Below are 21,972 nucleotides of genomic sequence, written 5' to 3' on the forward strand. Positions count from 1 at the left end.
CCGCGATACGTGTCGGGTGCAGTGCCCTTTCAGGCGGGCGGTACGGCTATGGCGGGTGCATGATTCGTAGGTGTTAACGAGCGCATAAAATGTCAATCTCCTCAAATCTGGGGGTTGGATTTACAACACTATGTGAAGCATCCGTATTTAAATATTCACACTTCAATGCAATTTTGTTACCCGAATACAGCCGAATATTTGTAGTGGGTTCATAGGATGTCATCAGGTTTGCAGCGCATTTGCATCATTCCGTGGTCTCAAACGGAGCTAGACGGGCTGGATGCAACGGCAATCGATACTCTTGAAGTCGGTACAGCTTGGTCTTGGCGTGGCGATGCAACACAAATCGGTGACCCTTCGGATATCGCCGCCATATTAGGGCGTATGGGGCAAGAAAAAACCTGCGCGATGTCACCGAGCCCCTGCCCAAGCTGTGGCGCATCCGCCCCAGATATTGACCCGTCGGGCGGCTATTTTATCGTCAGCAACGGCGCAAAGAGCTACCGTATCGGGGTGGTTTTTGGCACCACCGACCAACAGCCAATGGTGATGTTCGACGGAGAAACCCCGCCGCGCAACACCGATTTGTGGGTGGTCGAATACGCCTTGCCAACGGTTGCGTCCTCCAAAGACGGCGATGTCGTGTGCCTGAAAACACGCCGTGTTGCGATGGTCCCGTGGGATACGCCGACTGCGCAGACGGTTTAGTCAACCGCCTGCCGATCTTGCGTTAGGCCGTCAATCGTCTGCCCCAATCGCTGCGGCGATCACCGCTTTGGCGCTGTCGCTTGACCAGTCCGCATCGCCGCGCAAACGGGCGATTTCGCGGCCTTCGGGGTCAATCAACACCGTGATGGGCAGGCCGAATATGCCCATTTGACTGGCCAATGCTTGTTTTGGATCCTGATGACGCGGCAGATTGTCGACGCCGATCTCGGTAAAGAATTTCTGGATGCCGGTGGGCGAATTGCGCCCTGTCGCAATGGTGACGACCTCAAACGCGTCGCCGCCAAATTCGGACTGCAACGCTGACAGTTGCGGCATTTCTTTGCGGCAAGGCGCGCACCACGTGGCCCAAAAATTCAACAACACATATTTGCCGCGATAAGCGTCAAGGGATTGATCCCCCGCCCCATCGGCCAGTTGATAGGCGGCGTTTGATGTGGCCTCGGGGACCTCATGGATCACCAGCTTTTTCATATCGCCCTCACGCAGCAGCGCGGCGGCGGCCAGATCGGCCTGTGCGGCGACGGGGGCCATGATTGCGCCCGCGCCAAGGGCCGTATACACGAGCGCAACAATTGTTCTTTTCATATCCCCTCCGAAGGGTCCAAACCGATGACAGACACGTCCGCTTCCTCAAAAACCACCGCCTCCAACCAAATGTGGGGAGGCCGCTTTGCTGCCGGTCCCGATGCCATAATGGAGGCGATCAACGCGTCCATTGGGTTCGACAAACGGATGGCCGCGCAGGATATTGCAGGGTCGCGTGCGCACGCCGCGATGCTAGGGGCAACCGGCATTTTGCAATCTAGCGATGTCGACGCGATACGTGAAGGCCTGCTCACGGTGTTGTCAGAAATCGAAGGCGGTACGTTCGAATTTTCCGCAGCCCTCGAAGACATCCACATGAACGTGGAGGCGCGCCTCAAAGAGATCATCGGCGAACCTGCGGGGCGTTTGCACACCGGACGCAGCCGCAATGACCAAGTCGCCACCGATTTCAAACTATGGGTGCGCGACCAACTGGATGCCACCGAAAGCGGGCTGATTGCCTTGATCCGTGCGCTACTGGATCAGGCCAACGCCGGGGCCGATTGGGTCATGCCGGGGTTCACCCATCTGCAAACCGCTCAGCCGGTCACTTGGGGCCACCACATGATGGCCTATGTCGAAATGTTTGGCCGCGACCTGAGCCGGGTGCGCGATGCGCGGGCGCGGATGAACACGTCGCCCTTGGGCGCTGCCGCCCTTGCAGGCACGTCGTTCCCGATTGACCGGGACATGACGGCGCAGGCCTTGGGGTTTGACGCGCCCGCGGCCAATTCGCTCGATGCGGTCAGCGACCGTGATTTTGCCTTGGAATTTCTAGGCATGGCCAGCATTTGCGCCATGCACCTAAGCCGTTTTGCCGAAGAACTGGTGATCTGGTCGTCTGCGCAGTTCAGATTTGTCAGCCTGTCTGACCGGTTTTCCACCGGCTCATCGATCATGCCGCAAAAGAAAAACCCGGACGCGGCAGAATTGATCCGCGCCAAGGTGGGGCGCATTTTTGGGGCCAATACCGCCTTGATGATGGTGATGAAAGGCCTGCCGCTGACCTATTCCAAGGACATGCAGGAAGACAAAGAACAAGTCTTTGATGCGGCTGACAACCTGATGCTGGCCTTGGCCGCCATGACCGGCATGGTGGCCGATATGACCGCAAACCGCGATAGCCTCGCGGCGGCGGCGGGGTCGGGGTTTTCCACGGCGACCGATCTGGCGGATTGGTTGGTGCGGGTGCTGGGCCTGCCGTTCCGGGACGCGCATCACATCACCGGCAGCCTTGTGGCCTTGGCTGAACAAAAGGGCTGTGACCTGCCAGACCTTGCCCTAGAGGACATGACAGCGCATCATTCGGGCATCACCGCAGACGTCTTCGACGTGCTTGGGGTGGAAAATTCGGTCAACAGCCGTATTTCATACGGTGGGACGGCGCCTGCGCAGGTGCGTGCGCAAATCATTCGGTGGAAGGACTTGCTGTCATGAAGAACATCATTGCGATGGCACTGTGCGGTTTGCTCGCTGCATGTGGCGCCGATGGAGAACCCGTCGCGCCGCAGTTCAACGGGGGCGTGACGATCACCCCAAATGGGATCTCTCCAAGTGCGTCTGTTGGCTTTGGAAAAGGGCCATTGTCGGTCTGGTTAGGCCTGTGATCAGGTTAGGCGTCTGGGTTGTTTTGGGGCTGGGCCTTTGCGCGTGCACGGGGCCGGATTTGTCCAAGCCAGCACATGAAGATGCCGCAGGATCAACTGGGATCGCGATCTCGGGGCATGCGATCATTGGCCTAGAGAAAGGCTAACGACATGGTGTCTCTTAGGGCGGTATGGCTTGTGTTGGCCGTTTGGGGCGCTATCCACCCGATGTGGTATTTTGTAAAGTGGTTCCGCCAGAACGGGTATGACCTGATGGTAATGGTTGACGCTTGGCATGCCAATGCAGCCTCCAGCGGGCTGGTCTGGGATCTGACAATCGCAGCGATTGCGCTGACGATCTGGGTGATCGCCGAGAGCATTCAGGCACGTCGATGGTTGGGATTACTCGCGATTCCCGCGACGTTTTGCATCGGCGTAAGCTGTGGATTGCCCTTGTATCTCTACCTTAGATTGAGGGTTGTTCAAATTTGAGCCGCACCAAATAAAAAAATATTCTGGTTTTGGCCCGGGTTAACATTTTATTGCGGGTCGCGCCGATACCGGCCCTATTTTTCTGATACAAAATGTGGCAACACAGCGGTGTGGTGAGCAAGACTCTGTCAGTTCGCACACTGATTGAATTGTCGCGGTTGGGGATAGATGCGGGCGAAACGTCCTATAAGGACAAGTGCAAGGCACATAACCTGTATCCAAATGCGGCTTGATAACACAAGAACGGGAGATAATCTTGTGACTAATTTTGTTAAAACGACCGTAGCTGCGGTCGCATTGATGGCCGCGCCATTGGTTGCATCCGCCAGCACATTTGATTTTGAAGATTTCGCAAGCGGCGATTTCGTGACAGACGTCACCTCGAGCGACGGCCTCGTGACGGCGTCGGTTTCTGCGATTGACCGCGATCCACGCCGTGACCCGGTGTTTGCTGTTGGCGCAGCGCGCGCCTTTGATACAGAAGCAACAGGGACCGCCGACCCGGACCTCGAAATCGATTTCATCGACGACACAACCGGCTTGGTTGATACGTCTTTCCGGCCTGGCAATGTTTTGATCGTCCAAAACCCGAGATCAGGGGATACACTGGACGACAGCGGCACCGGCGGTAGCCTGTCGTTTGATTTCACATCCGGCCCTGTCGGCTTCACCGGCTTTACCATTGTGGATGACGCAACAATCACCGTGACAGCGTCCTTGCTGGGTGGTGGGTTGTTTGACGTTGGCACGTTCGATGTTGCGGCAGACCGTGGCTTTGAAACTTTCAGCTTTGGCGAAGTGTCCGACGTTATCGGGCTGACGTTCGATTTTGGCAGCGCGTCTGGTGCCATTGATGATCTGACATTTGCGGATATTGCTGCTGTGCCGGTGCCTGCGGCGCTGCCACTGCTGCTGGCTGGTTTGGGCGGCTTGGGCTTGATCGCACGCCGCCGCAAGGCCGCAAGCTAACCCTAGCTTTGCAATTTTATCGGGAAGGGCGGCTTTTGCCGCCCTTTTTCGTTTGTGCCCGTCTTTTTACGACGGGTGATTGCCTTACCCAACCGGTCTGATAAGACGCACAAGGCTTTCAGTAAAAGGTTGGATATGGACCATTTTCTTTACCGCAACGGCGCTTTGTACGCCGAAGATGTCCCCATTGCAGATATCGCTGCCGCCGTTGGCACGCCGTTTTATGTCTATTCGACGGCCACGTTGCTGCGTCATTTCAAACTGTTCGACGACGCGTTGGACGGGATGGACCATCTGGTGTGCTACGCAATGAAGGCCGCCAGCAATCAGGCGATCCTGACCACATTGGCACGGGCCGGCGCGGGTATGGATGTGGTGTCGGGCGGCGAATATATGCGCGCCAAAGCCGCAGGCGTTTCTGGCGATAAAATCGTGTTCTCTGGGGTGGGCAAAACCGTTGCCGAAATCCGGTTGGCGCTAGAAGGCGGGATCCGGCAGTTCAACGTCGAATCAGAACCCGAGATGGAGGTCCTGAACGCCACGGCCTTGGCCATGGGCACCCGCGCGCCGATCACCATTCGCGTGAACCCGGACGTGGATGCGAAAACCCACGCTAAAATCGCCACCGGGAAATCTGAGAATAAATTTGGCATTCCGATTTCGCGCGCGCGCGAGGTTTACGCACATGCGGCGGCCTTGCCCGGGTTGGAGGTCATCGGCATCGATGTGCATATCGGCAGCCAACTGACGGACCTTACCCCGTTCGAACTGGCGTACCAAAAGGTCGCTGAACTGACAGACACACTGCGCGCGGACGGTCACACGATCCGGCGGCTGGATCTGGGCGGCGGCCTTGGCATCCCTTATGTGCGCGATAATCAAGCCCCCCCGTTGCCTGTGGATTACGGCGCCTTGGTCAAACGTACCTTGGGGCATCTGGGCTGCGAGATCGAGATCGAGCCGGGCCGTTTGATCGCCGGCAATGCGGGGGTCATGGTGTCCGAAGTGATCTATGTGAAATCGGGTGAAGACCGCGAATTTCTGATCATCGACGGGGCGATGAATGACCTGATTCGCCCTGCGATGTACGACGCCCATCATGATATTATCCCGGTGGTCGAACCCGCGCCGGGCACGGAACAGGCGACATATGATATCGTCGGCCCCATCTGCGAAAGCGGTGATACCTTTGCCAAGGGGCGGCAGATGCCACCCGTCGGGGCGGGCGATCTTGTCGCGTTCAGGTCGGCTGGGGCCTACGGCGCGGTGATGAGCAGCGAATACAATTCGCGCCCCCTGATTCCGGAGGTTTTGGTGCATGGGGATCAATTTGCGGTTATTCGCCGACGTCCGACCTTTGACGAAATGATAAATCGCGATACCATCCCCGAATGGCTCTGATCCCGCGTCGCGGGATTTTGCACAAACGGAGACAGATGATGACGTCATTTTCCCGGACCGATGCGCAGCGCAAACTGAACATTGTGCGCTGGCCCCTGCGGTTGACATGGCTGGGTATGTGCGCCGAAGCACTGGTGCAAAGCCTATGGCCGTTGATGTCTGTGTGCCTCTTCGCGCTTGCGGCGCTTATGTTGGGGCTGCAGGATCACGTCGCGATCGAAGCGGTGTGGGCCATGACGGTGGCCTTCGGGCTTGGGATGTTGGGCACGTTTGGCTATGCGCTTATGCGGTTTCGGTTGCCCACGCGGGCGCAGGCCATCGCGCGGTTGGATGCCAGCCTCGCGGGGCGGCCGTTGCAGGCGTTGTTGGATACGCAAACCATCGGCGCAACAGATGCCGCATCAATGGCCGTTTGGCGGGCGCATCAGGCCCGAATGGCCGACCGTGCAGCGGATGCCTCGGCAGTCCCTGCCGATCTACGGGTGTCATCGCGGGACCCTTACGCCTTGCGCTACCTTGCGGTGCTGGTCTTCGGGATCGCGCTGCTTTTTGGGTCGATCTGGCGGGTTGGGTCGGTGGGCGACATGGCACCGGGCGGGGCGGCGCTTGCCACGGGCCCCGTTTGGGAAGGTTGGGCTGAAAGCCCGCGCTACACCGGGCGGCCGACCATTTACTTGAATGACATCCCCGAAGGACCGCTGAACGTGCCGGTGGGCAGCCTGATCACGGTGCGGCTTTATGGTGAAATCGGCGCGCTGACCCTGTCCGAAACCGTATCGGGGCGCACAGATGTGCCGCCTGCGTCTGACCCCGCGCAGGATTTCAGTGTCATTCATGACGGCACGATCAGCATCGGCGGTGCGGGTGGGCGCAGTTGGCAGGTGATGGTCATCGCAGACACGCCCCCCCAGATCGCCGTTTTGGACGACCCCACCGCCAGCGCATTTGGCGAGATGACGCTGCCGTTTGAGGCGCAAGATGACTACGGTGTCGAAGCGGGTGAGGCGCGGTTTGTGCTGGACCTGGCTGCCGTGCCTCGGCGCCATGGGTTGATGATAGACCCCGAGACGCGCCCCGATTTGATCGTGCCCTTGCCGACACCGATTGCGGGCAACCGGCAAGCATTCGAAGAGAACTTGATCGAGGATTTCTCAGAGCACCCTTGGGCCAATCTACCGGTGTTGGTGCGGTTATCGGCGTTGGATGCGGCAGAGCAAGAGGCTCAGACCGCGCCACGTGCGATGGTTTTGCCGGGTCGTCGGTTTTTTGACCCGGTGGCGGCTGCGGTGATCGAACAACGGCGCGATCTGCTGTGGGCGCGGGCAAACGGGGGCCGCATCGGCGAAATTTTGCGGGCCATTTCCTATTTGCCCCAAGAGATCTTTCGCAAAGAGACCGACGCATTGCGCCTTCGCAAGCTGATCCAGCAGCTCGAGACCTTTGCCAAATACGGGCTCAGCGACGAGATGCAGGAAGATTTGGCGCAAGAGATGTGGGAGCTTGCGCTGATCCTCGAAGAAGGTGATTTGGCCGATGCCGCCGAACGGTTACGCCGCGCGCAAGACCGGCTAAACGAGGCGATGGAAAACGGGGCCTCTGACGAGGAAATCGCTGAATTGATGCGCGAGTTGCGCCGCGCGACCGAGGACTACATGCAACAAATGGCCCGTCAGGCCGAACGTCAACGTCAGGAAAACGATGACAATTTTGGTGCGCAAAACGAAAATTCGATGATCCTGTCGCAAGACGATCTGCAGCGCATGATGGACCGGATCCAAGAGCTGATGGAACAGGGGCGCATGGCCGAAGCGCAACAGGCGCTGCAAGAACTGCAAGAGTTGATGGAAAACATGCAGATGGCGCAGGGCCAGCAGGGGCAGGGCAGCCAAAGTCCGGGCCAACAGGCCATGGAAGGGTTGTCAGAGACTCTGCGCGACCAACAGGGGCTGTCGGATCAGGCATTTCGTGATTTGCAGGACCAGTTCAACCCCAATGGGCAGCCCGGCGAGGGGCAGAATGGGCAAGACCCCGGTCAAGGGCAAAGCGGCCAAAACGGTGACACGCCGCAACCGGGTGGCGAAGGATCGATCGCAGATCGCCAGCAGGCCTTGCGCGATGAATTAGGCCGCCAACAGGGCAACCTGCCCGGTGCCGGAACGCCGGAGGGCGACGCGGCGCGGGATGCGCTTGACCGGGCTGGGCGGGCGATGGATGGGGCCGAAGATGCCTTGCGCAATGATGATTTGGCCGGGGCCATCGATGAGCAATCTCAGGCGATGGAGGCATTGCGTGAAGGCATGCGTGCCTTGGGCGAAATGATGGCTGAACAGCAGCAAAACCAACAGCCGGGGCAGGGGGCGCAACCCTCGGAGGGGCGCGCGACCAATCGTGATCCGCTGGGGCGTGAGCAGGGCGACTCTGGGCAAGACGGGGACACCGGGCCATTGGCCCTGAACGATGACGCCTATGGGCGCGCCCGCGAGTTGCTGGATGAGATCCGCCGCAGGTCTGGCGAAACCGTTCGGCCTGAACAAGAACGCAACTACCTGAAACGTTTGCTAGACCGGTTTTAACGCAGGCTATGTAGGGTTCGATGCCGTTACGCTGTCGAGCCAGCGCAACGCCGCCGTGATCTGACCGTCAAGCCAGACGCGGCCATCATCGACGATGCCGACATATGCGCTCAGCCAAGGGTCCGTTTCCGGCACAGCCTGCGCCAATTCGGGTGCGAACGCATAGGCAAGCACACAGATAAGCGTCACGGCCACCACCGCCATGAACCCGCGCCCAAAGCTGCGCTTTTCGCGGATCTCTACTTGCGCGGTTTGGCCCGGGTCATCGTTGGCCGAACGGTTGTTGTTTGACCGTAAGGTCGAATTGATCTGCGCGATGTCAGGCAACAAATCACGTGACCCGCCCGTAACGGCAGTGGGCGTTGGCGCCATTTCCGTCGGGGGGGGCGGTGGTGCGTCATGGGTGGGAGCCGCGATGTCGAGCCCCAGATCAGGTTGGCTTTCAACGGCTGCGGTGGTTTCGGTTTGCCGGGCGCGTGTCTCTAGGGCGGCTTCTTGGCGAAGAACATCGGCGATATTGGGGTCCAGCGACCGGCGTGTCGGTTTGCTTGGCGCGTCTGGCGGCGCGGGTTGAGGGTCGGCGCGCGCAGGCTCAGGCGCGGAGGCGTCATCAACAGGCCCGGCAGTATCCGGGCCGGCCCCATCGGGATGGACCTGAAACCACGTGTGATCGCAGTTGGAACATTGCACATCCCGCCCCTGAGGCGGCATGACATCGTCAGGCACTTCGTATTGCGCATCGCAGTTGGGACAGATCAGTCGCATGTGATATTTTGCTTCATGGAGACCCCGGTTCGTACGTCTTTTGATGCACCTTATTGACATCAGGGTCGTGCGAAAAGCGTTAACTGCGTATAAGGTCGCGCGAGGCGCATTGAAACTGGCCCACCGTTGGGGCAAAACAACGTAAAAAAGGGGGCCGCGTGATCGAGCTGGAAAATGTCGCCTATAGTTATGGCGGTGATGCGTTGCTGTCGAATATTTCGTTAAAGCTGGCGCCAGGGTCGTTTCATTTTTTAACTGGGCCGTCTGGGGCGGGGAAAACCACGCTGCTCAAACTGTGCTACGGGGCTTTGCTGCCGACCTCCGGCGGGATCACCTTTCGGGGCGAGGATCTGGCGGGGTTGCAACGAGACGACATCGCCGAACTGCGCCGACGTATGGGCGTGGTGCACCAAGATTGCCGGTTTCTGGATCACCTGTCTGTCGCAGAAAATATCGCATTGCCAGTGCAGGTGTCGGGGCGGCGGTCTGATGGTGTGCAGGATGATCTGGCCGAACTGATGGCTTGGGTCGGCTTGACCGACCGAGCGGCTGCCCTGCCGCCAGAACTGTCGGGGGGCGAACGTCAACGTGCGGCGTTGGCCCGTGCGGTGATCATGTCGCCGGATGTGGTTTTGGCAGATGAACCAACTGGCAACGTGGATTGGGAAATGTCGCAACGGCTGCTGCGTTTGCTGGTGGAACTGAACAAAATGGGCAAAACCGTCTTGATCGCCACCCATGATCTCAGCCTGATCCGGGCGGCCAAAACACAGGTGCAGGCCCGTGTTCTCAGGATCGCCAACCGGGGCGTGCAACTGGCCGGGGCTGATCTATGAGCGTGCTAAAGCTGGATTTCAAACGGGCGTTGATGGGCGACCGTCAGGCCGACCGGGTGGTGCCGCCCTCTGGGTTCACGGCCCAACTGACCATATTTGCAGCGGCCGCGATGGCCTTTTTGGCGGTGTTTGCAATGGCGTTGTCTCTGGCGGCAGGGCGGTTGGCGACCCGTTGGGGCGATGAACTGGCGCAATCTTCCACAATCCGGATCGTGGCACCCCGTGAACAGCGCAGCGCGCAAACCCAAGCGGCACTTGGCATATTAGAAACCACCGCCGGGGTCGCGTTTGCCCGCGCGCTGGACGACGCCGAACAACAGGCGTTGCTGGCGCCATGGTTCGGCCCTGATCTGGATGTGCAGGCGCTGCCTGTCCCGCAGTTGATCGAAATCTTGGAAGAAGACAGCGGGTTTGACGCCGCAGGGCTGCGCCTGCGGTTGGCCGCCGAAGTGCCGGGCGCGGTGCTGGATGATCACAGCCGTTGGCGCGCCCCGCTGGTGGACGCCGCACACCGGTTGCGCGCATTGGGGTGGCTGTCGGCGGTGCTCTTGGCGGGGAGCGTTGCAGCCATGGTGACCTTGGCCGCGCATGCCGCGTTGGCGGCAAATGCACAGGTTATCGCCGTGCTGCGTCTGGTGGGCGCGACGGATCAATACATCGCACAGGCCTTCATCCGGCGGTTCACGTGGCGCGCGTTCAGTGGCGCGATGGCAGGGGCCGTCATGGGGCTGATCGCCGTCGCGTTCTTGCCTGATATCTCCCAAGCCTCCGGATTTTTGACAGGCTTGAGGCTTCAGGGATGGCATTGGACATTGCCCTTCGCGATCCCGTTTCTTTGCGCTTTGGTGGCGTTTCTTTCAACAGGGGCTGCGGCTGGGCGCGCGCTGAAAAGGTTGGCTTGATGATCCAATACATCCGTTCTGTTATTTTCATTGTGCAAATGTATCTGGCGATGCCGATCTTCGGACTGGTGTTCGCACCATGGGCGCTGTTCAGCAGACGCGGGGCCTATGCGGCCTGCAAAGGGTATTCGCGCTATGTGTTCTGGACCGCCCGCTGGATGGTTGGCATGCGCTGTGAAGTGCGCGGCACTCCTCCACAGGGCGAGGCGCTGATTGCCGCAAAACACCAGTCCTTTCTGGATATCATGATGATTTTCACGGCGTTGCCCGCGGGAAAATTTATCATGAAAAAGGAAATCCTGATCACGCCGATTATTGGCCAATACGCACGTCGGCTTAATTGTGTCGCCGTTGATCGTGGCAAACGCGGCGCCGCTATCGAAAAGATGGTCGCGGACGTCAAAGCAGGCCGCACAGAGCCCGGACAGCTGATTATTTATTCGCAAGGCACGCGTGTGGCGCCGGGTGCCAAGGTCCCCTACAAGGTGGGCACGGGCGTGTTGTATGAACAAGTCAGCCAGCCCTGTGTGCCGGTGGCCACCAATGTTGGCGTGCTGTGGCCCAAGCGGGGGATGTTGCGCAAGCCGGGGGTGGCCGTGGTGGAGTTTTTGCCGGCGATTGAACCGGGTATGGCACGCGGGGCGTTTATGAAACATCTCGAGAGCACAGTAGAAGACCGATCCGATGCACTGATGAAAGAGGCAGGGTTTCACGATGACGGACAAAGCACAGGCGATTGATAACATCGACGCGCTTAGGGCGCATTATGGCACGCCGGGTGCGGCCTCGCTGCGCAAAGTGGCGCACAGCCTGACGCCGCTATACCGCAAATGGATCCTATCCGCGCAGTTTTGCGTCCTAAGCACCGTTGGCCCGGAAGGCACCGATGGTAGCCCCCGTGGTGACGCGTGCCCCGTTGTGCAAGAGATCGGTCCGGGCACCTTGGCGATGCCCGATTGGCGCGGGAATAGTCGGTTGGATTCGCTTGAAAACATCGTACGTGACCCGCGGGTGTCATTGATGTTTTTCGTCAGCGGGTCAAATACGGTTGTGCGGGTGAATGGACGCGCCTGGGTCACGGCGGATGCGCCTATGCGCGCGCGTTTTGCCAAAGACACGCGGAGGCCCGCAACTGTGATCGTGATCGAGATTGCCGAGATCTATACCCAATGTGCGCGGGCTTTAACGCGCGCAGATCTTTGGACGACCAGCCCGGTTGCACAAGACCTGCCGACGGTTGGTGAGATCCTCGCAGAGGTGTCGGATGGCGAAGAGGGCGGCGCGCCTTATGATGCCGCATGGGGCGCACGCGCGGCCAAAACGATGTGGTAACATCGGGGGCAGGGTGGCCTTTCAGCCACCCCGGTCCGGTCACATATGGATCGCACCATCGCCACAGGCCAATGCGGCCTCGCGGACGGCTTCGGAGTAGGTGGGATGCGCGTGGCATGTCATGGCCAGATCTTCTGCAGAGGCGCCGAATTCCATGGCGACGCAGATTTCGTGGATCAAATCACCCGCTGCGGGGCCAATGATATGCGCACCCAAAATTCGGTCGGTTTCTCTGTCCACGATGATTTTCACAAACCCATCGCCCGCGAAATTCGCCTTGGCGCGGCCGTTCCCCATAAAGCTGAACTTGCCAACCTTATAGGCACGTCCCTGCGCTTTTAGGTCTTCTTCGGTGGCGCCCACATTGGCGACCTCTGGGTGGGTGTAGATGACGCCGGGGATCACACCGTAGTTGACGTGCCCATGTTTGCCCGCGACCTGTTCGGCGGCTGCCATGCCTTCGTCCTCGGCCTTATGCGCCAACATAGGGCCCTCGATGACATCCCCGATGGCAAAAATGCCCGGTACGCTGGTTTCCCAAGTGTCGTTGACAGCGATCTGCCCACGGTCTGTCATTTTCACGCCCAGATCAGCCAGCCCCAGCCCGTCAGTGTAGGGTTTGCGCCCTGTCGCGACCAAAACAACATCGGCGTCGATCACGTGTTCGCTGTCATCCTTGCGCAGCTTGTAGTGCACTTTGGCCTTTGTTTTGCTGGCTTCGGTTTTTTGCACAGCGGCGCCCATAATAAAGGTCAGCCCTTGCTTTTTTAGCGTGCGCTGGAATGTTTTCTGGATTTCGGCATCCATACCCGGCGTGACCACGTCCAAGAATTCTACGACCGTAACCTCGGCGCCCAACCGCGCATAAACCGACCCAAGTTCGAGCCCGATGACCCCGGCGCCGATCACGACCATCTTTTTGGGGATCTTGCCCAATTCCAACGCGCCGGTTGATGTTACCACGACCTTTTCATCGACCTCGACACCCGGCAGCGAGGCAGGTTCTGAACCCGACGCCACGATGATGTTCTTGGCCTCATGCACCTCGTCACCGACTTTGACTTTGCCCGCCTCGGGGATGGACCCCCAGCCTTTGAGCCAATCTACCTTGTTCTTTTTGAACAAAAATTCGATGCCCTTGGTGTTTTGCCCAATCGTGTCGTCTTTGTAGGACAACATCTGTTTCCAATCGACCGACGGGCTTTTGCCCTTGAGCCCCATGGTCGCGAAATTATGTTCAGCCTCATGTAACATATGGCTGGCATGCAGCAACGCTTTGGACGGGATACAACCGACGTTCAAACAGGTGCCACCCAACGTATCGCGCCCCTCTACGCAGGCCACTTTAAGCCCCAGTTGCGCGCAGCGGATGGCGCAAACATAGCCGCCGGGGCCAGAACCAATGATGATCACGTCGTAATTTGCCATGGGGAAGTTCCTTTAGTTTATGCGCCTGTGACGCGTCGTTGGTGTGTCAGCATCGGGTGCCTGTGACACAATGTGGGTATGGGGAGGGTGCCATTAAATGCGCGCCCCGATCAACAAAATGAGTGTCACGCCAAACCGCGCTATCCTGATCATCAATTGCCAGAGCACAAAGCCATGTGCCGGATTGACGGGTGTTGTCAGAACGCGGTCGGCCCGTTTGGTGGCTATGGAGAGGGCAGGCATGATCAGAGCGCCGCGAGGTAAAGATAAGCCGTCGAGAGAAACCCAGCTATCCACACCAGCGTCCGCAAAAACGGGATCGGAAGCCCTAGAATATACACCGGCAAAAACGCCACACGCGCCACAAGGAAAACCTGCGCGGCCAATAGGGTGTCCGCGGTCGAGATATCCTGCTGGGCCAACATCAAGACTGCAGGGGCAAACAGCACCATAGCCACCACGGAATTGTCCAACGTACGCGCCGTGCGCCCGGCCACACCCGTCAACGGGGGCATGCCATCCCGCGGACCGGCCAGCGTTTTCACGCCAACCTGTGCCATCGCCGTGAGGACATTGAGCAGGATCGTCACGATAATCAGTAGCCCATAGAGGGCCAGAATGGTCAGTTCAGTCATGTCTCATCTTTCCCGTTGGTTGGTTTGTCCGCGGTGGCCGGGTTAGGCACGGTATAGAAAGAAGCCCTCACTAGTCAGAAACTTGTCTTTTTCCAGCTGTTTAACTGTGAAACACGTCTCGTCTCCGCTCAAAAAGAGCTCGAACTGGGCGCAGATGGTGTTTCCGGTCAGGCGCCATGTGCCAGCGTCATGGAGGCCACTGTCTGTTGCAAACGTGATGTTGCCATTGGGCAAGATCTGCAGGTGCCCGGTAAATAGGACCCCTGACGCATTGCCGAAACCCGAATACCGGAAACCACCGCCGACCAGCTCCGAGCGGACTTCAGGCCCGCTCAGAACACGGGGCTGTTGGGTCGCGCAGGCGACGACCGACAACAAAGCCCCGACAAGAAGAATACCGCGTATCATGCCGCGCCTCTGATCACAGATCCATCAACAAACGGCGCGGATCTTCGAGCGCTTCTTTCACGCGTACAAGGAAGGTCACAGCCCCTTTGCCATCCACGATCCGGTGGTCATAAGACAGCGCCAGATACATCATCGGACGGATCACAACCTGCCCCTTGATCGCCATCGGACGGTCCTGGATCTTGTGCATGCCCAAAATACCAGACTGCGGTGGGTTCAGGATCGGCGACGACATCAGCGACCCATAAACGCCGCCATTAGAAATGGTGAACGTCCCGCCTTGCATTTCAGCCATCGACAGCTTGCCGTCCCGCGCGCGGGCGCCTTTTTCGGCGATGGCCTTTTCAATCGCGGCAAATGACATCGCGTCAGTGTCGCGAATGACCGGTACCACCAGACCCGTCGGCGTACCCGCGGCGATGCCCATATGTACGAAGTTTTTATACACGATATCGGTGCCATCAATCTCGGCGTTGACCTCGGGCACTTCGCGCAGCGCATGCACACAGGCCTTGGTGAAAAACGACATAAAGCCCAGTTTCACACCGTGTTTTTTCAAGAACAGATCTTTGTATTCATTGCGCAGAGCCATCACCTCGGTCATGTCGACCTCGTTATAGGTGGTGAGCATGGCCGCAGTGTTTTGGCTGTCTTTCAAACGCTTAGCGATGGTTTGGCGCAGGCGCGTCATCTTGACCCGCTCTTCGCGGGCCGCGTCATTGGCGGCAACAGGTGCGCGCGGGGCTGCAGCCGTTGTTGGCGCGGTGCTTGCGGCTGCGACGGCCTTTGTCACGTCGTCTTTCATAACGCGGCCATCACGGCCCGAACCGTTGACCTGATCGCGGCTTAGCCCTGCTGCAGCCATGGCTTTCTTGGCGGATGGCGCATCCTCGATGTCCTTCCCGCTGCCCGAAACCTCCGAAGAGGCGGCTGGGCTGGCGGCGGCGGTTGGTGCAGCAGCGCCTGCGCCTTGGCTCATCACGGCCAATTTGGCGGCTGCATCTACGGTCGCACCTTCGGGGGCGAGTATCTCCGTCAACGTTCCAGCCGCCGGGGCCGGAACCTCGACGCTCACCTTATCCGTTTCCAACTCGCACAGCATTTCGTCGGCGGCAACGGTGTCGCCCACGGCTTTGAACCACGTGCTAACTGTCGCCTCTGTTACGCTCTCACCTAGCGTCGGAACCATAACGTCGATGGTGCCGCCCGTTGCTGCTGGCGCGGCGGGTGCTGTGGTTGGCGCAGCGGCGGGAGCATCGCTCCCGGCACCTGCGCCCTCCGAAATCGATGCCAAAAGCGCGTCCGCACCAACGGTTTCGCCTTCTGCGGCCACGATTTCAGATAATGTACCGGCCACGGGGCTGGGTACTTCGACAGTAACCTTGTCAGTTTCCAACTCGCACAGCATTTCATCCACAGCGACGGTATCGCCGGGCTTTTTGAACCACGTGGCAACAGTTGCTTCGGTGACGGATTCGCCCAGCGTGGGGACGCGAACTTCGGTGGTCATATTATATTCCCTTCGGCGCTTATGTCGTGATCGTCAGCGCATCGTCGACGAGCGCTGCTTGTTGTGATTTGTGCTGGCTGGCAAGACCCGTGGCAGGTGACGCAGATGTCGCGCGACCTGCATAAATTGGGCGTTGGTGCTTGGCTTTGATACGGCCCAAGACCCATTCGATATTGGGTTCGATGAACGTCCAAGCCCCTTGATTTTTCGGCTCTTCTTGGCACCAAACGACTTGCGCCTGTTTGAAACGCTCCAGCTCCTTGACCGCGGATTGCGCGGGGAAGGGATAGAACTGTTCAACCCGCAACAGATAAACATCATCAATTCCACGGGCATCACGCTCTTCGAGCAGGTCATAATAAACCTTACCCGAACACATCACCACGCGTTTGATTTTGTCGTCAGCGACCAATTTGGTATCAGAATTACCTTGCTGTGCATCGTCCCACATCAACCGGTGGAAGCTGGATCCAGTGGTGAATTCTTCGGTTTTGCTGACGGCCATCTTGTGACGCAGCAATGACTTGGGTGTCATCAAAATCAACGGTTTACGGAACGACCGATGGATCTGGCGGCGCAGGATGTGGAAATAGTTGGCGGGTGTCGTGCAATTGGCCACGATCCAGTTGTCCTGCCCACACATCTGCAAAAACCGTTCCAATCGCGCAGACGAATGTTCTGGGCCCTGACCTTCAAACCCGTGGGGCAGCAGGCACACCAAACCAGACATCCGCAACCATTTTGATTCACCAGAGCTGATGAATTGGTCAAACATGATCTGCGCGCCGTTGGCAAAATCACCAAACTGCGCTTCCCATAATGTTAGCGCGTTGGGTTCAGCCATCGAATACCCGTATTCAAAACCCAGCACCGCGTATTCCGACAACATCGAATCGATGACTTCGTAATGAGCCTGCCCCGGTTTGATATTGTTCAGCGGGAAATACCGTTCCTCGGTGTCTTGGTTCACCAGGCCGGAATGGCGTTGCGAGAACGTGCCGCGGGTACTGTCCTGACCGGACAACCGCACTGGGTAGCCTTCGGCCAGCAACGACCCAAACGCCAGCGCCTCGGCGGTGGCCCAATCGACGCCTTCACCGCTCGCAAACATCTGCTTTTTGGTGTCGAGCAACCGCCCCACAGTTTTGTGCAGCGGGTAGCCGTCGGGCACTGTGGTCAGCGCCTTGCCCACTTCGGCGAGTGTGCCTTTGGCGACGGCCGTTTTGCCGCGTTGGTATTTGTTTTTCTTCTTGTCCAGATGTGACCACTTGCCATCCAGCCAATCGGCTTTGTTGGGGCGGTATTCTTTGCCCGCCTCGAATTCCTCGCTCAGGTGCGCTTGGAATACGGCCTTCATGTCTTCGACTTCGCCCTCGGGCAGCAAGCCGTCTTTGACCAACCGTTCGGTATAGAGGCTCAGCGTGGTTTTGTGGCCCTTGATCTTTTTGTACATCACCGGGTTGGTGAACATCGGTTCGTCGCCTTCGTTGTGCCCGAACCGGCGGTAGCAAATGATGTCCAATACCACGTCTTTATGGAACTTCTGGCGGAATTCGGTGGCGACCTTGGCCGCATGCACAACGGCCTCTGGATCGTCGCCATTCACGTGGAAAATCGGCGATTCAACAACCAGCGCGTTGTCGGTCGGGTAGGGCGACGAGCGCGAGAAATGCGGCGCGGTGGTAAAGCCGATTTGGTTGTTCACCACCAGATGCATCGTGCCACCGGTTTTGTGCCCGCGCAGACCGGATAGCGCGAAACATTCGGCCACGACCCCTTGCCCCGCAAAGGCCGCATCGCCGTGCAGCAAAATCGGCATGCAAGACGTGCGATCAGGGTCGTTGTTCTGGTCTTGTTTGGCGCGCGCTTTGCCCAAGACAACCGGGTTCACCGCTTCGAGGTGGCTGGGGTTGGCCGTCAGGCTAAGGTGTACGGAGTTGCCGTCAAATTCACGGTCGCTGGAGGCGCCAAGGTGGTATTTTACATCGCCCGAACCATCGACGTCTTCGGGTTTGTAGCTGCCGCCCTGAAATTCGTTGAAAATCGCGCGGTAGGGTTTGGCCATCACGTTGGCCAACACCGAAAGCCGCCCGCGGTGGGGCATACCAATGACGATGTCGCGCACACCTAGGGCGCCGCCACGTTTGATGATCTGTTCCATCGCGGGCACGAGGCTTTCGCCGCCATCAAGGCCAAACCGTTTGGTGCCCATGTATTTCACATGCAGGAATTTCTCGAACCCTTCGGCCTCGACCAGCTTGGAAAGGATCGCCTTGCGGCCCTCACGGGTAAAAGACACCTCTTTGCCAAAGCCCTCGATGCGTTCTTTGAGCCAACCGGCCTCTTCGGGGTTGGAAATATGCATGTACTGTAGGGCAAAGGTGCCGCAGTAGGTGCGCTGCACAATACTGAGGATCTCGCGCATTGACGCGGTTTCCAGCCCCAGCACGTTGTCGATAAAAATAGGCCGGTCCATATCGGCTTCGGTGAAGCCGTATGATTTTGGGTCTAGTTCGGGGTGGGGCGTTTGCTCTCGCATGCCCAGCGGATCAAGGTCTGCCACCAGATGGCCCCGGATGCGGTACGCGCGGATGATCATTAGCGCACGGATGCTGTCCAGCACGGCGCGCTTGACCTGATCGTCGGTGACCTCAACACCGCTGGAAGCCGCCTTGGCTTTGATCTTGTTGCCGGCACCTTTGACTTCGGCCTCGGGCGCCCATTCGCCCGTCAACGCTTGCGTCATTTCATCCCCGGGTTGGGGCGGCCAGTCGGAGCGTGCCCAGCTTGGCCCGGCGGCCTCGTGCTTTACGCTGACCTCATCATCGCCCATAGCCTTGAAAAACGCCTGCCATGCGTCATCGACCGCATTTGGGTCACTGGCATAGCGCGCATACATCTGTTCGAGGTATTCTGCGTTGTGCCCTTGCATGAAGCTTGAGGCGTGGAATTGATCGTTAGCTGGGTGGTCGGTCATGGGGTTACCTCATGTGGGTTGGGACCGTATCGGTTGGGGCCGGGTTGGGACGGAAGAGCGGCGAAGATGCCCAAGAACTCTAAAATGGCGTGATAAAGACAAAGGAAGAAAAGGCCGGAAAACATGTAACGAAGCGCGACAAACACGCAAATTGACAGGTAAACTGCAGTTCTAAAGCTTGATTTATCGGTTCGTCCTTTGAAGCCAAATAGCCTGAGCCTTGGAAACACTAATTTTTCCTTTGAATGTTCACCGTCAGATACGAGAGAGCCTGACATACTCCAAGACAAGCATGCGAGGCTTCTTAAACCGTACTTATTTGCTCCCATGGCGATCATTGACGGTGCAATCTAGCTTGAAGCCAACGTAGAGCCGTCTTTGCCCGGATGGGCTTCAAAGGCGCCATTGACGCCTTTGAGTTGCTTATGATTGGGGCGTAGCTCACCCCTTCGCAATCGCTTCCTGCACGGCTTCGCCCAAGGTCGCGGGGCTGTCGGCTACTACGATGCCAGCTTCGCGCATGGCGTCGATTTTATCTTCGGCGCCACCTTTGCCGCCGGCGACAATCGCGCCCGCGTGACCCATGCGGCGGCCGGGAGGGGCCGTGCGGCCAGCGATGAAACCAGCAGTGGGCTTCCAGCGGCCCTTTTTCTTTTCATCTGCCAAGAACTGCGCCGCTTCTTCTTCGGCGGATCCGCCGATTTCACCAATCATGATAATGCTTTGTGTCTCTGGATCGGCCAAAAACATTTCCAAAACGTCAATATGCTCGGTGCCTTTGATCGGATCGCCGCCGATGCCTACGGCTGACGACTGTCCCAGCCCCAGATCAGACGTTTGCTTGACCGCCTCATAGGTCAGCGTCCCGGAGCGTGACACCACGCCGCAAGAGCCGCGTTTGTGGATGTGGCCGGGCATGATGCCGATTTTGCAGGCGTCGGGTGTGATCACGCCGGGGCAGTTGGGGCCGATCAGGCGCGATTTGGAGCCTTCGAGTGCGCGTTGCACTTTCATCATGTCCAGAACCGGGATGCCTTCGGTGATGCAGACGATCAGTTCCATTTCGGCATCGATCGCTTCAAGGATCGAATCCGCGGCGAAGGGGGGCGGCACGTAGATCACGCTCGCGTTGGCTTCGGTGACGTGTTTGGCTTCGTGCACGGAATTAAACACCGGCAGGTCAAGATGCGTCTGGCCGCCTTTGCCGGGCGTCACACCGCCGACCATTTTCGTCCCATAAGCGATGGCCTGTTCAGTGTGGAACGTGCCCTGGCTGCCGGTCAAACCCTGACAGATGACTTTGGTGTTTTCGTCGATGAGTACGGCCATAGTGTTTCCTTTGACTTAGAAATTAAAGAGGATGGCATGTGGGCCACCCCATAGAGAGATGCCGCTGAGATCAGCGGGTTGTGTGGGCAAATGCGCGGGTGTGTTTGGGCTCATGTTTTATCCCCCGACGGGGCAGAGCGTGCCAGAAACGTGATCTGATGCAGCCGCGCGCGTCCGGTGAGGGCACGCAACAGTGTGGGCAGGGGATAGGCAATTTCGTAATAACCGCGTTTCAATTTTTGGCGGATCCGTGCCCAGCCCGTTGGGCGCAGCCGCTGAGGCGTTTGTGCAACCGCGTCATCAGGCTCATTGCCCTGTTCGACGAGCGCAGGGTGCACCTGATAAACGGTCATGCGCCGGGCGGCCGGGGATGCGTTGAAGTTAAACAACAGGTTGTCGACAGTGATATTGAAGGGGCGTTGGGCCAAAAAACGTTCGGCGGTTTGGCGCGTCATGATATAGCCCGCAGCGCCCACATGGCGCGATAACAACCGGGCAACCCGGCGACCGTGATGAGAGGTGCCGCGTGCCGACAACAAGACCTTGAGGCTGCGCCCCCGCCACCGTTCCAGTTTGACCATATCGGCATCCGCAGGCCACCAGCTCAGATCATCCAGCCATTGGCGCAGGTCGGGCGCGATAAAGACGTCATCCTCCATGACCAGGCACAAGTCTGCATCGCTGGCCAAGAACCGTTCCCACACACGGGCATGGCTAATTGTTATGGCCATATTGGCTGTGTGAAACAGCCCCCACGGGCCCTCAGGCTGGCATTGACGGTGCATTTCGGCGAGGGCTTCGGTGCTGCTGTCGAACGCTGGGAAAAATTGAGCGTCAATCCCGGCTTGCGCCAGTTCTGCGTGCATATGCACCCGGCGCTCATCGGCGCGCGCAAGGTTGATCATCTCGGTATAAAGACGCGGGGCCATTTAGGTGCGCCCCCCGTTTATAGGCAAACCGATGACGGCCAAGCGCACAGCGGGGTTGTCTATGGCAGCACAGCGGGTCATGCGGCCTCCGGGCGGAACAAGATCAACGCATAGCGGTACCAGCCAAGGCTTTCGGTGCGTTCTGTTGCGATAATGGCGGGTGGATCCGATGGGATCGACCACGCCTGTTCGATGTCATCGCCCAAGGTGGCGGGGTCAAGGGTGCGCGCATTGGGGTAGGTTTCGGCCACATAGGTCTGGAACCGCGTTGTTTGACCGGTGCGCGCGTCTGCCTGCACGAGACACATGCTATCGGATACGGCGACGGCGGGTTTTTTGGTATCAACAACAAAAGCTTTCACTCCCGCTGTGCGTTTGGGCAAGGGGACATAGCCCGCAGCGCGCAGTGATGTTTCGACGCCTGCGGCCGTCCGGGGGCCATTGGTACAGAACGTATCGAAAGCGTTCACAATCTGGGACGGTTTGCTTTTTGGAACGAGGTTGGACCATTTTGTATTGCGCAACTCAGCGGTGTCCGACGAGACGCCTTGCGACGTGCAGGCAGCAAGACAACCAGATAGAAGGG

21 protein-coding genes are annotated in these 21,972 nt (G+C 58.7%); 11 read left to right on the plus strand and 10 right to left on the minus strand.

Annotated elements, in window-relative coordinates; translation table 11 throughout:
- Window positions 1–216: 216 nt before the first annotated feature.
- Window positions 217–708 (plus strand): hypothetical protein, encoded by a 492-nt coding sequence (locus ABJH13_RS13295; RefSeq protein ID WP_348406697.1) that lies wholly within the window; start codon window positions 217–219, stop codon window positions 706–708.
- Between the two features lie 30 nt (window positions 709–738).
- Here ABJH13_RS13295 and ABJH13_RS13300 read toward each other — a convergent pair whose 3' ends face one another.
- On the minus strand, window positions 739–1,314 hold the full coding sequence (locus tag ABJH13_RS13300) for a TlpA disulfide reductase family protein (RefSeq protein ID WP_348406698.1): 576 nt from the start codon (window positions 1,312–1,314) through the stop codon (window positions 739–741).
- A 24-nt stretch (window positions 1,315–1,338) separates the two neighbouring features.
- Between ABJH13_RS13300 and argH the strand changes: the two genes are divergently transcribed.
- From argH to ABJH13_RS13330, 6 genes are all read left to right on the plus strand, one after another.
- The gene (argH, locus tag ABJH13_RS13305) at window positions 1,339–2,751 is read left to right on the plus strand and encodes an argininosuccinate lyase (RefSeq protein WP_348406699.1); all 1,413 of its coding nucleotides are present in this window, start codon (window positions 1,339–1,341) and stop codon (window positions 2,749–2,751) included.
- Entirely contained in the window at window positions 2,748–2,921 is a 174-nt protein-coding gene (locus tag ABJH13_RS13310; protein WP_348406700.1) for a hypothetical protein, read from the plus strand. Before argH ends, ABJH13_RS13310 begins: the two co-directional genes overlap by 4 nt.
- A 150-nt stretch (window positions 2,922–3,071) precedes the next feature.
- On the plus strand, window positions 3,072–3,392 hold the full coding sequence (locus tag ABJH13_RS13315; RefSeq protein WP_348406701.1) for a DUF2834 domain-containing protein: 321 nt from the start codon (window positions 3,072–3,074) through the stop codon (window positions 3,390–3,392).
- A gap of 258 nt (window positions 3,393–3,650) precedes the next feature.
- On the plus strand, window positions 3,651–4,361 hold the full coding sequence (locus ABJH13_RS13320; protein WP_348406702.1) for a VPLPA-CTERM sorting domain-containing protein: 711 nt from the start codon (window positions 3,651–3,653) through the stop codon (window positions 4,359–4,361).
- A gap of 135 nt (window positions 4,362–4,496) precedes the next feature.
- The gene (lysA, locus tag ABJH13_RS13325) at window positions 4,497–5,762 is read left to right on the plus strand and encodes a diaminopimelate decarboxylase (protein WP_348406703.1); all 1,266 of its coding nucleotides are present in this window, start codon (window positions 4,497–4,499) and stop codon (window positions 5,760–5,762) included.
- A gap of 38 nt (window positions 5,763–5,800) precedes the next feature.
- Complete coding sequence (locus ABJH13_RS13330) at window positions 5,801–8,335, plus strand: TIGR02302 family protein (protein WP_348406704.1); 2,535 nt, start codon at window positions 5,801–5,803, stop codon at window positions 8,333–8,335.
- A 6-nt stretch (window positions 8,336–8,341) separates the two neighbouring features.
- Here the strand turns inward: ABJH13_RS13330 and ABJH13_RS13335 are convergent, their stop codons facing one another.
- Window positions 8,342–9,100, minus strand: coding sequence for a zinc-ribbon domain-containing protein (locus ABJH13_RS13335; protein ID WP_348406705.1), 759 nt, complete (start codon window positions 9,098–9,100; stop codon window positions 8,342–8,344).
- A 158-nt stretch (window positions 9,101–9,258) separates the two neighbouring features.
- Here ABJH13_RS13335 and ABJH13_RS13340 point away from each other — a divergent pair, with 158 nt between their 5' ends.
- Genes ABJH13_RS13340 through ABJH13_RS13355 form a run of 4 tightly spaced genes read left to right on the plus strand, consistent with a single transcriptional unit; the run spans window position 9,259 to window position 12,170 of the window.
- Window positions 9,259–9,936, plus strand: coding sequence for an ATP-binding cassette domain-containing protein (locus tag ABJH13_RS13340; protein WP_348406706.1), 678 nt, complete (start codon window positions 9,259–9,261; stop codon window positions 9,934–9,936).
- Window positions 9,933–10,838, plus strand: a complete 906-nt coding sequence (locus ABJH13_RS13345) for an FtsX-like permease family protein (RefSeq protein ID WP_348406707.1) — start codon at window positions 9,933–9,935, stop codon at window positions 10,836–10,838. The genes ABJH13_RS13340 and ABJH13_RS13345 overlap by 4 nt, the downstream gene beginning before the upstream one ends.
- Window positions 10,838–11,578 (plus strand): lysophospholipid acyltransferase family protein, encoded by a 741-nt coding sequence (locus ABJH13_RS13350; protein ID WP_348406708.1) that lies wholly within the window; start codon window positions 10,838–10,840, stop codon window positions 11,576–11,578. The genes ABJH13_RS13345 and ABJH13_RS13350 overlap by 1 nt, the downstream gene beginning before the upstream one ends.
- Window positions 11,553–12,170, plus strand: coding sequence for an MSMEG_1061 family FMN-dependent PPOX-type flavoprotein (locus ABJH13_RS13355; protein WP_348406709.1), 618 nt, complete (start codon window positions 11,553–11,555; stop codon window positions 12,168–12,170). Before ABJH13_RS13350 ends, ABJH13_RS13355 begins: the two co-directional genes overlap by 26 nt.
- A 39-nt stretch (window positions 12,171–12,209) precedes the next feature.
- On the opposite strand, the gene lpdA is transcribed toward ABJH13_RS13355, so the two are convergent.
- From lpdA to ABJH13_RS13395, 8 genes are all read right to left on the minus strand, one after another.
- Complete coding sequence (gene lpdA / locus ABJH13_RS13360; protein WP_348406710.1) at window positions 12,210–13,598, minus strand: dihydrolipoyl dehydrogenase; 1,389 nt, start codon at window positions 13,596–13,598, stop codon at window positions 12,210–12,212.
- 245 nt (window positions 13,599–13,843) lie between these two features.
- Window positions 13,844–14,233, minus strand: a complete 390-nt coding sequence (locus ABJH13_RS13365; RefSeq protein ID WP_348406711.1) for an MAPEG family protein — start codon at window positions 14,231–14,233, stop codon at window positions 13,844–13,846.
- A 42-nt stretch (window positions 14,234–14,275) separates the two neighbouring features.
- Window positions 14,276–14,641, minus strand: a complete 366-nt coding sequence (locus ABJH13_RS13370; protein WP_348406712.1) for a hypothetical protein — start codon at window positions 14,639–14,641, stop codon at window positions 14,276–14,278.
- Between the two features lie 13 nt (window positions 14,642–14,654).
- Window positions 14,655–16,151, minus strand: coding sequence for a 2-oxoglutarate dehydrogenase complex dihydrolipoyllysine-residue succinyltransferase (gene odhB / locus ABJH13_RS13375; RefSeq protein ID WP_348406713.1), 1,497 nt, complete (start codon window positions 16,149–16,151; stop codon window positions 14,655–14,657).
- 19 nt (window positions 16,152–16,170) lie between these two features.
- On the minus strand, window positions 16,171–19,128 hold the full coding sequence (locus ABJH13_RS13380; RefSeq protein ID WP_348406714.1) for a 2-oxoglutarate dehydrogenase E1 component: 2,958 nt from the start codon (window positions 19,126–19,128) through the stop codon (window positions 16,171–16,173).
- Window positions 19,129–19,569: 441 nt separating this feature from the next.
- Entirely contained in the window at window positions 19,570–20,457 is an 888-nt protein-coding gene (sucD, locus tag ABJH13_RS13385) for a succinate--CoA ligase subunit alpha (protein WP_348406715.1), read from the minus strand.
- Window positions 20,458–20,567: 110 nt separating this feature from the next.
- The gene (locus ABJH13_RS13390) at window positions 20,568–21,386 is read right to left on the minus strand and encodes a glycosyltransferase family 25 protein (RefSeq protein WP_348406716.1); all 819 of its coding nucleotides are present in this window, start codon (window positions 21,384–21,386) and stop codon (window positions 20,568–20,570) included.
- 77 nt (window positions 21,387–21,463) lie between these two features.
- On the minus strand, window positions 21,464–21,856 hold the full coding sequence (locus ABJH13_RS13395) for a hypothetical protein (RefSeq protein ID WP_348406717.1): 393 nt from the start codon (window positions 21,854–21,856) through the stop codon (window positions 21,464–21,466).
- Between the last annotated feature and the right edge of the window lie 116 nt (window positions 21,857–21,972).

The sequence above is a fragment of the Roseobacter sp. genome (assembly GCF_039970775.1).
Lineage (GTDB): Bacteria > Pseudomonadota > Alphaproteobacteria > Rhodobacterales > Rhodobacteraceae > Roseobacter.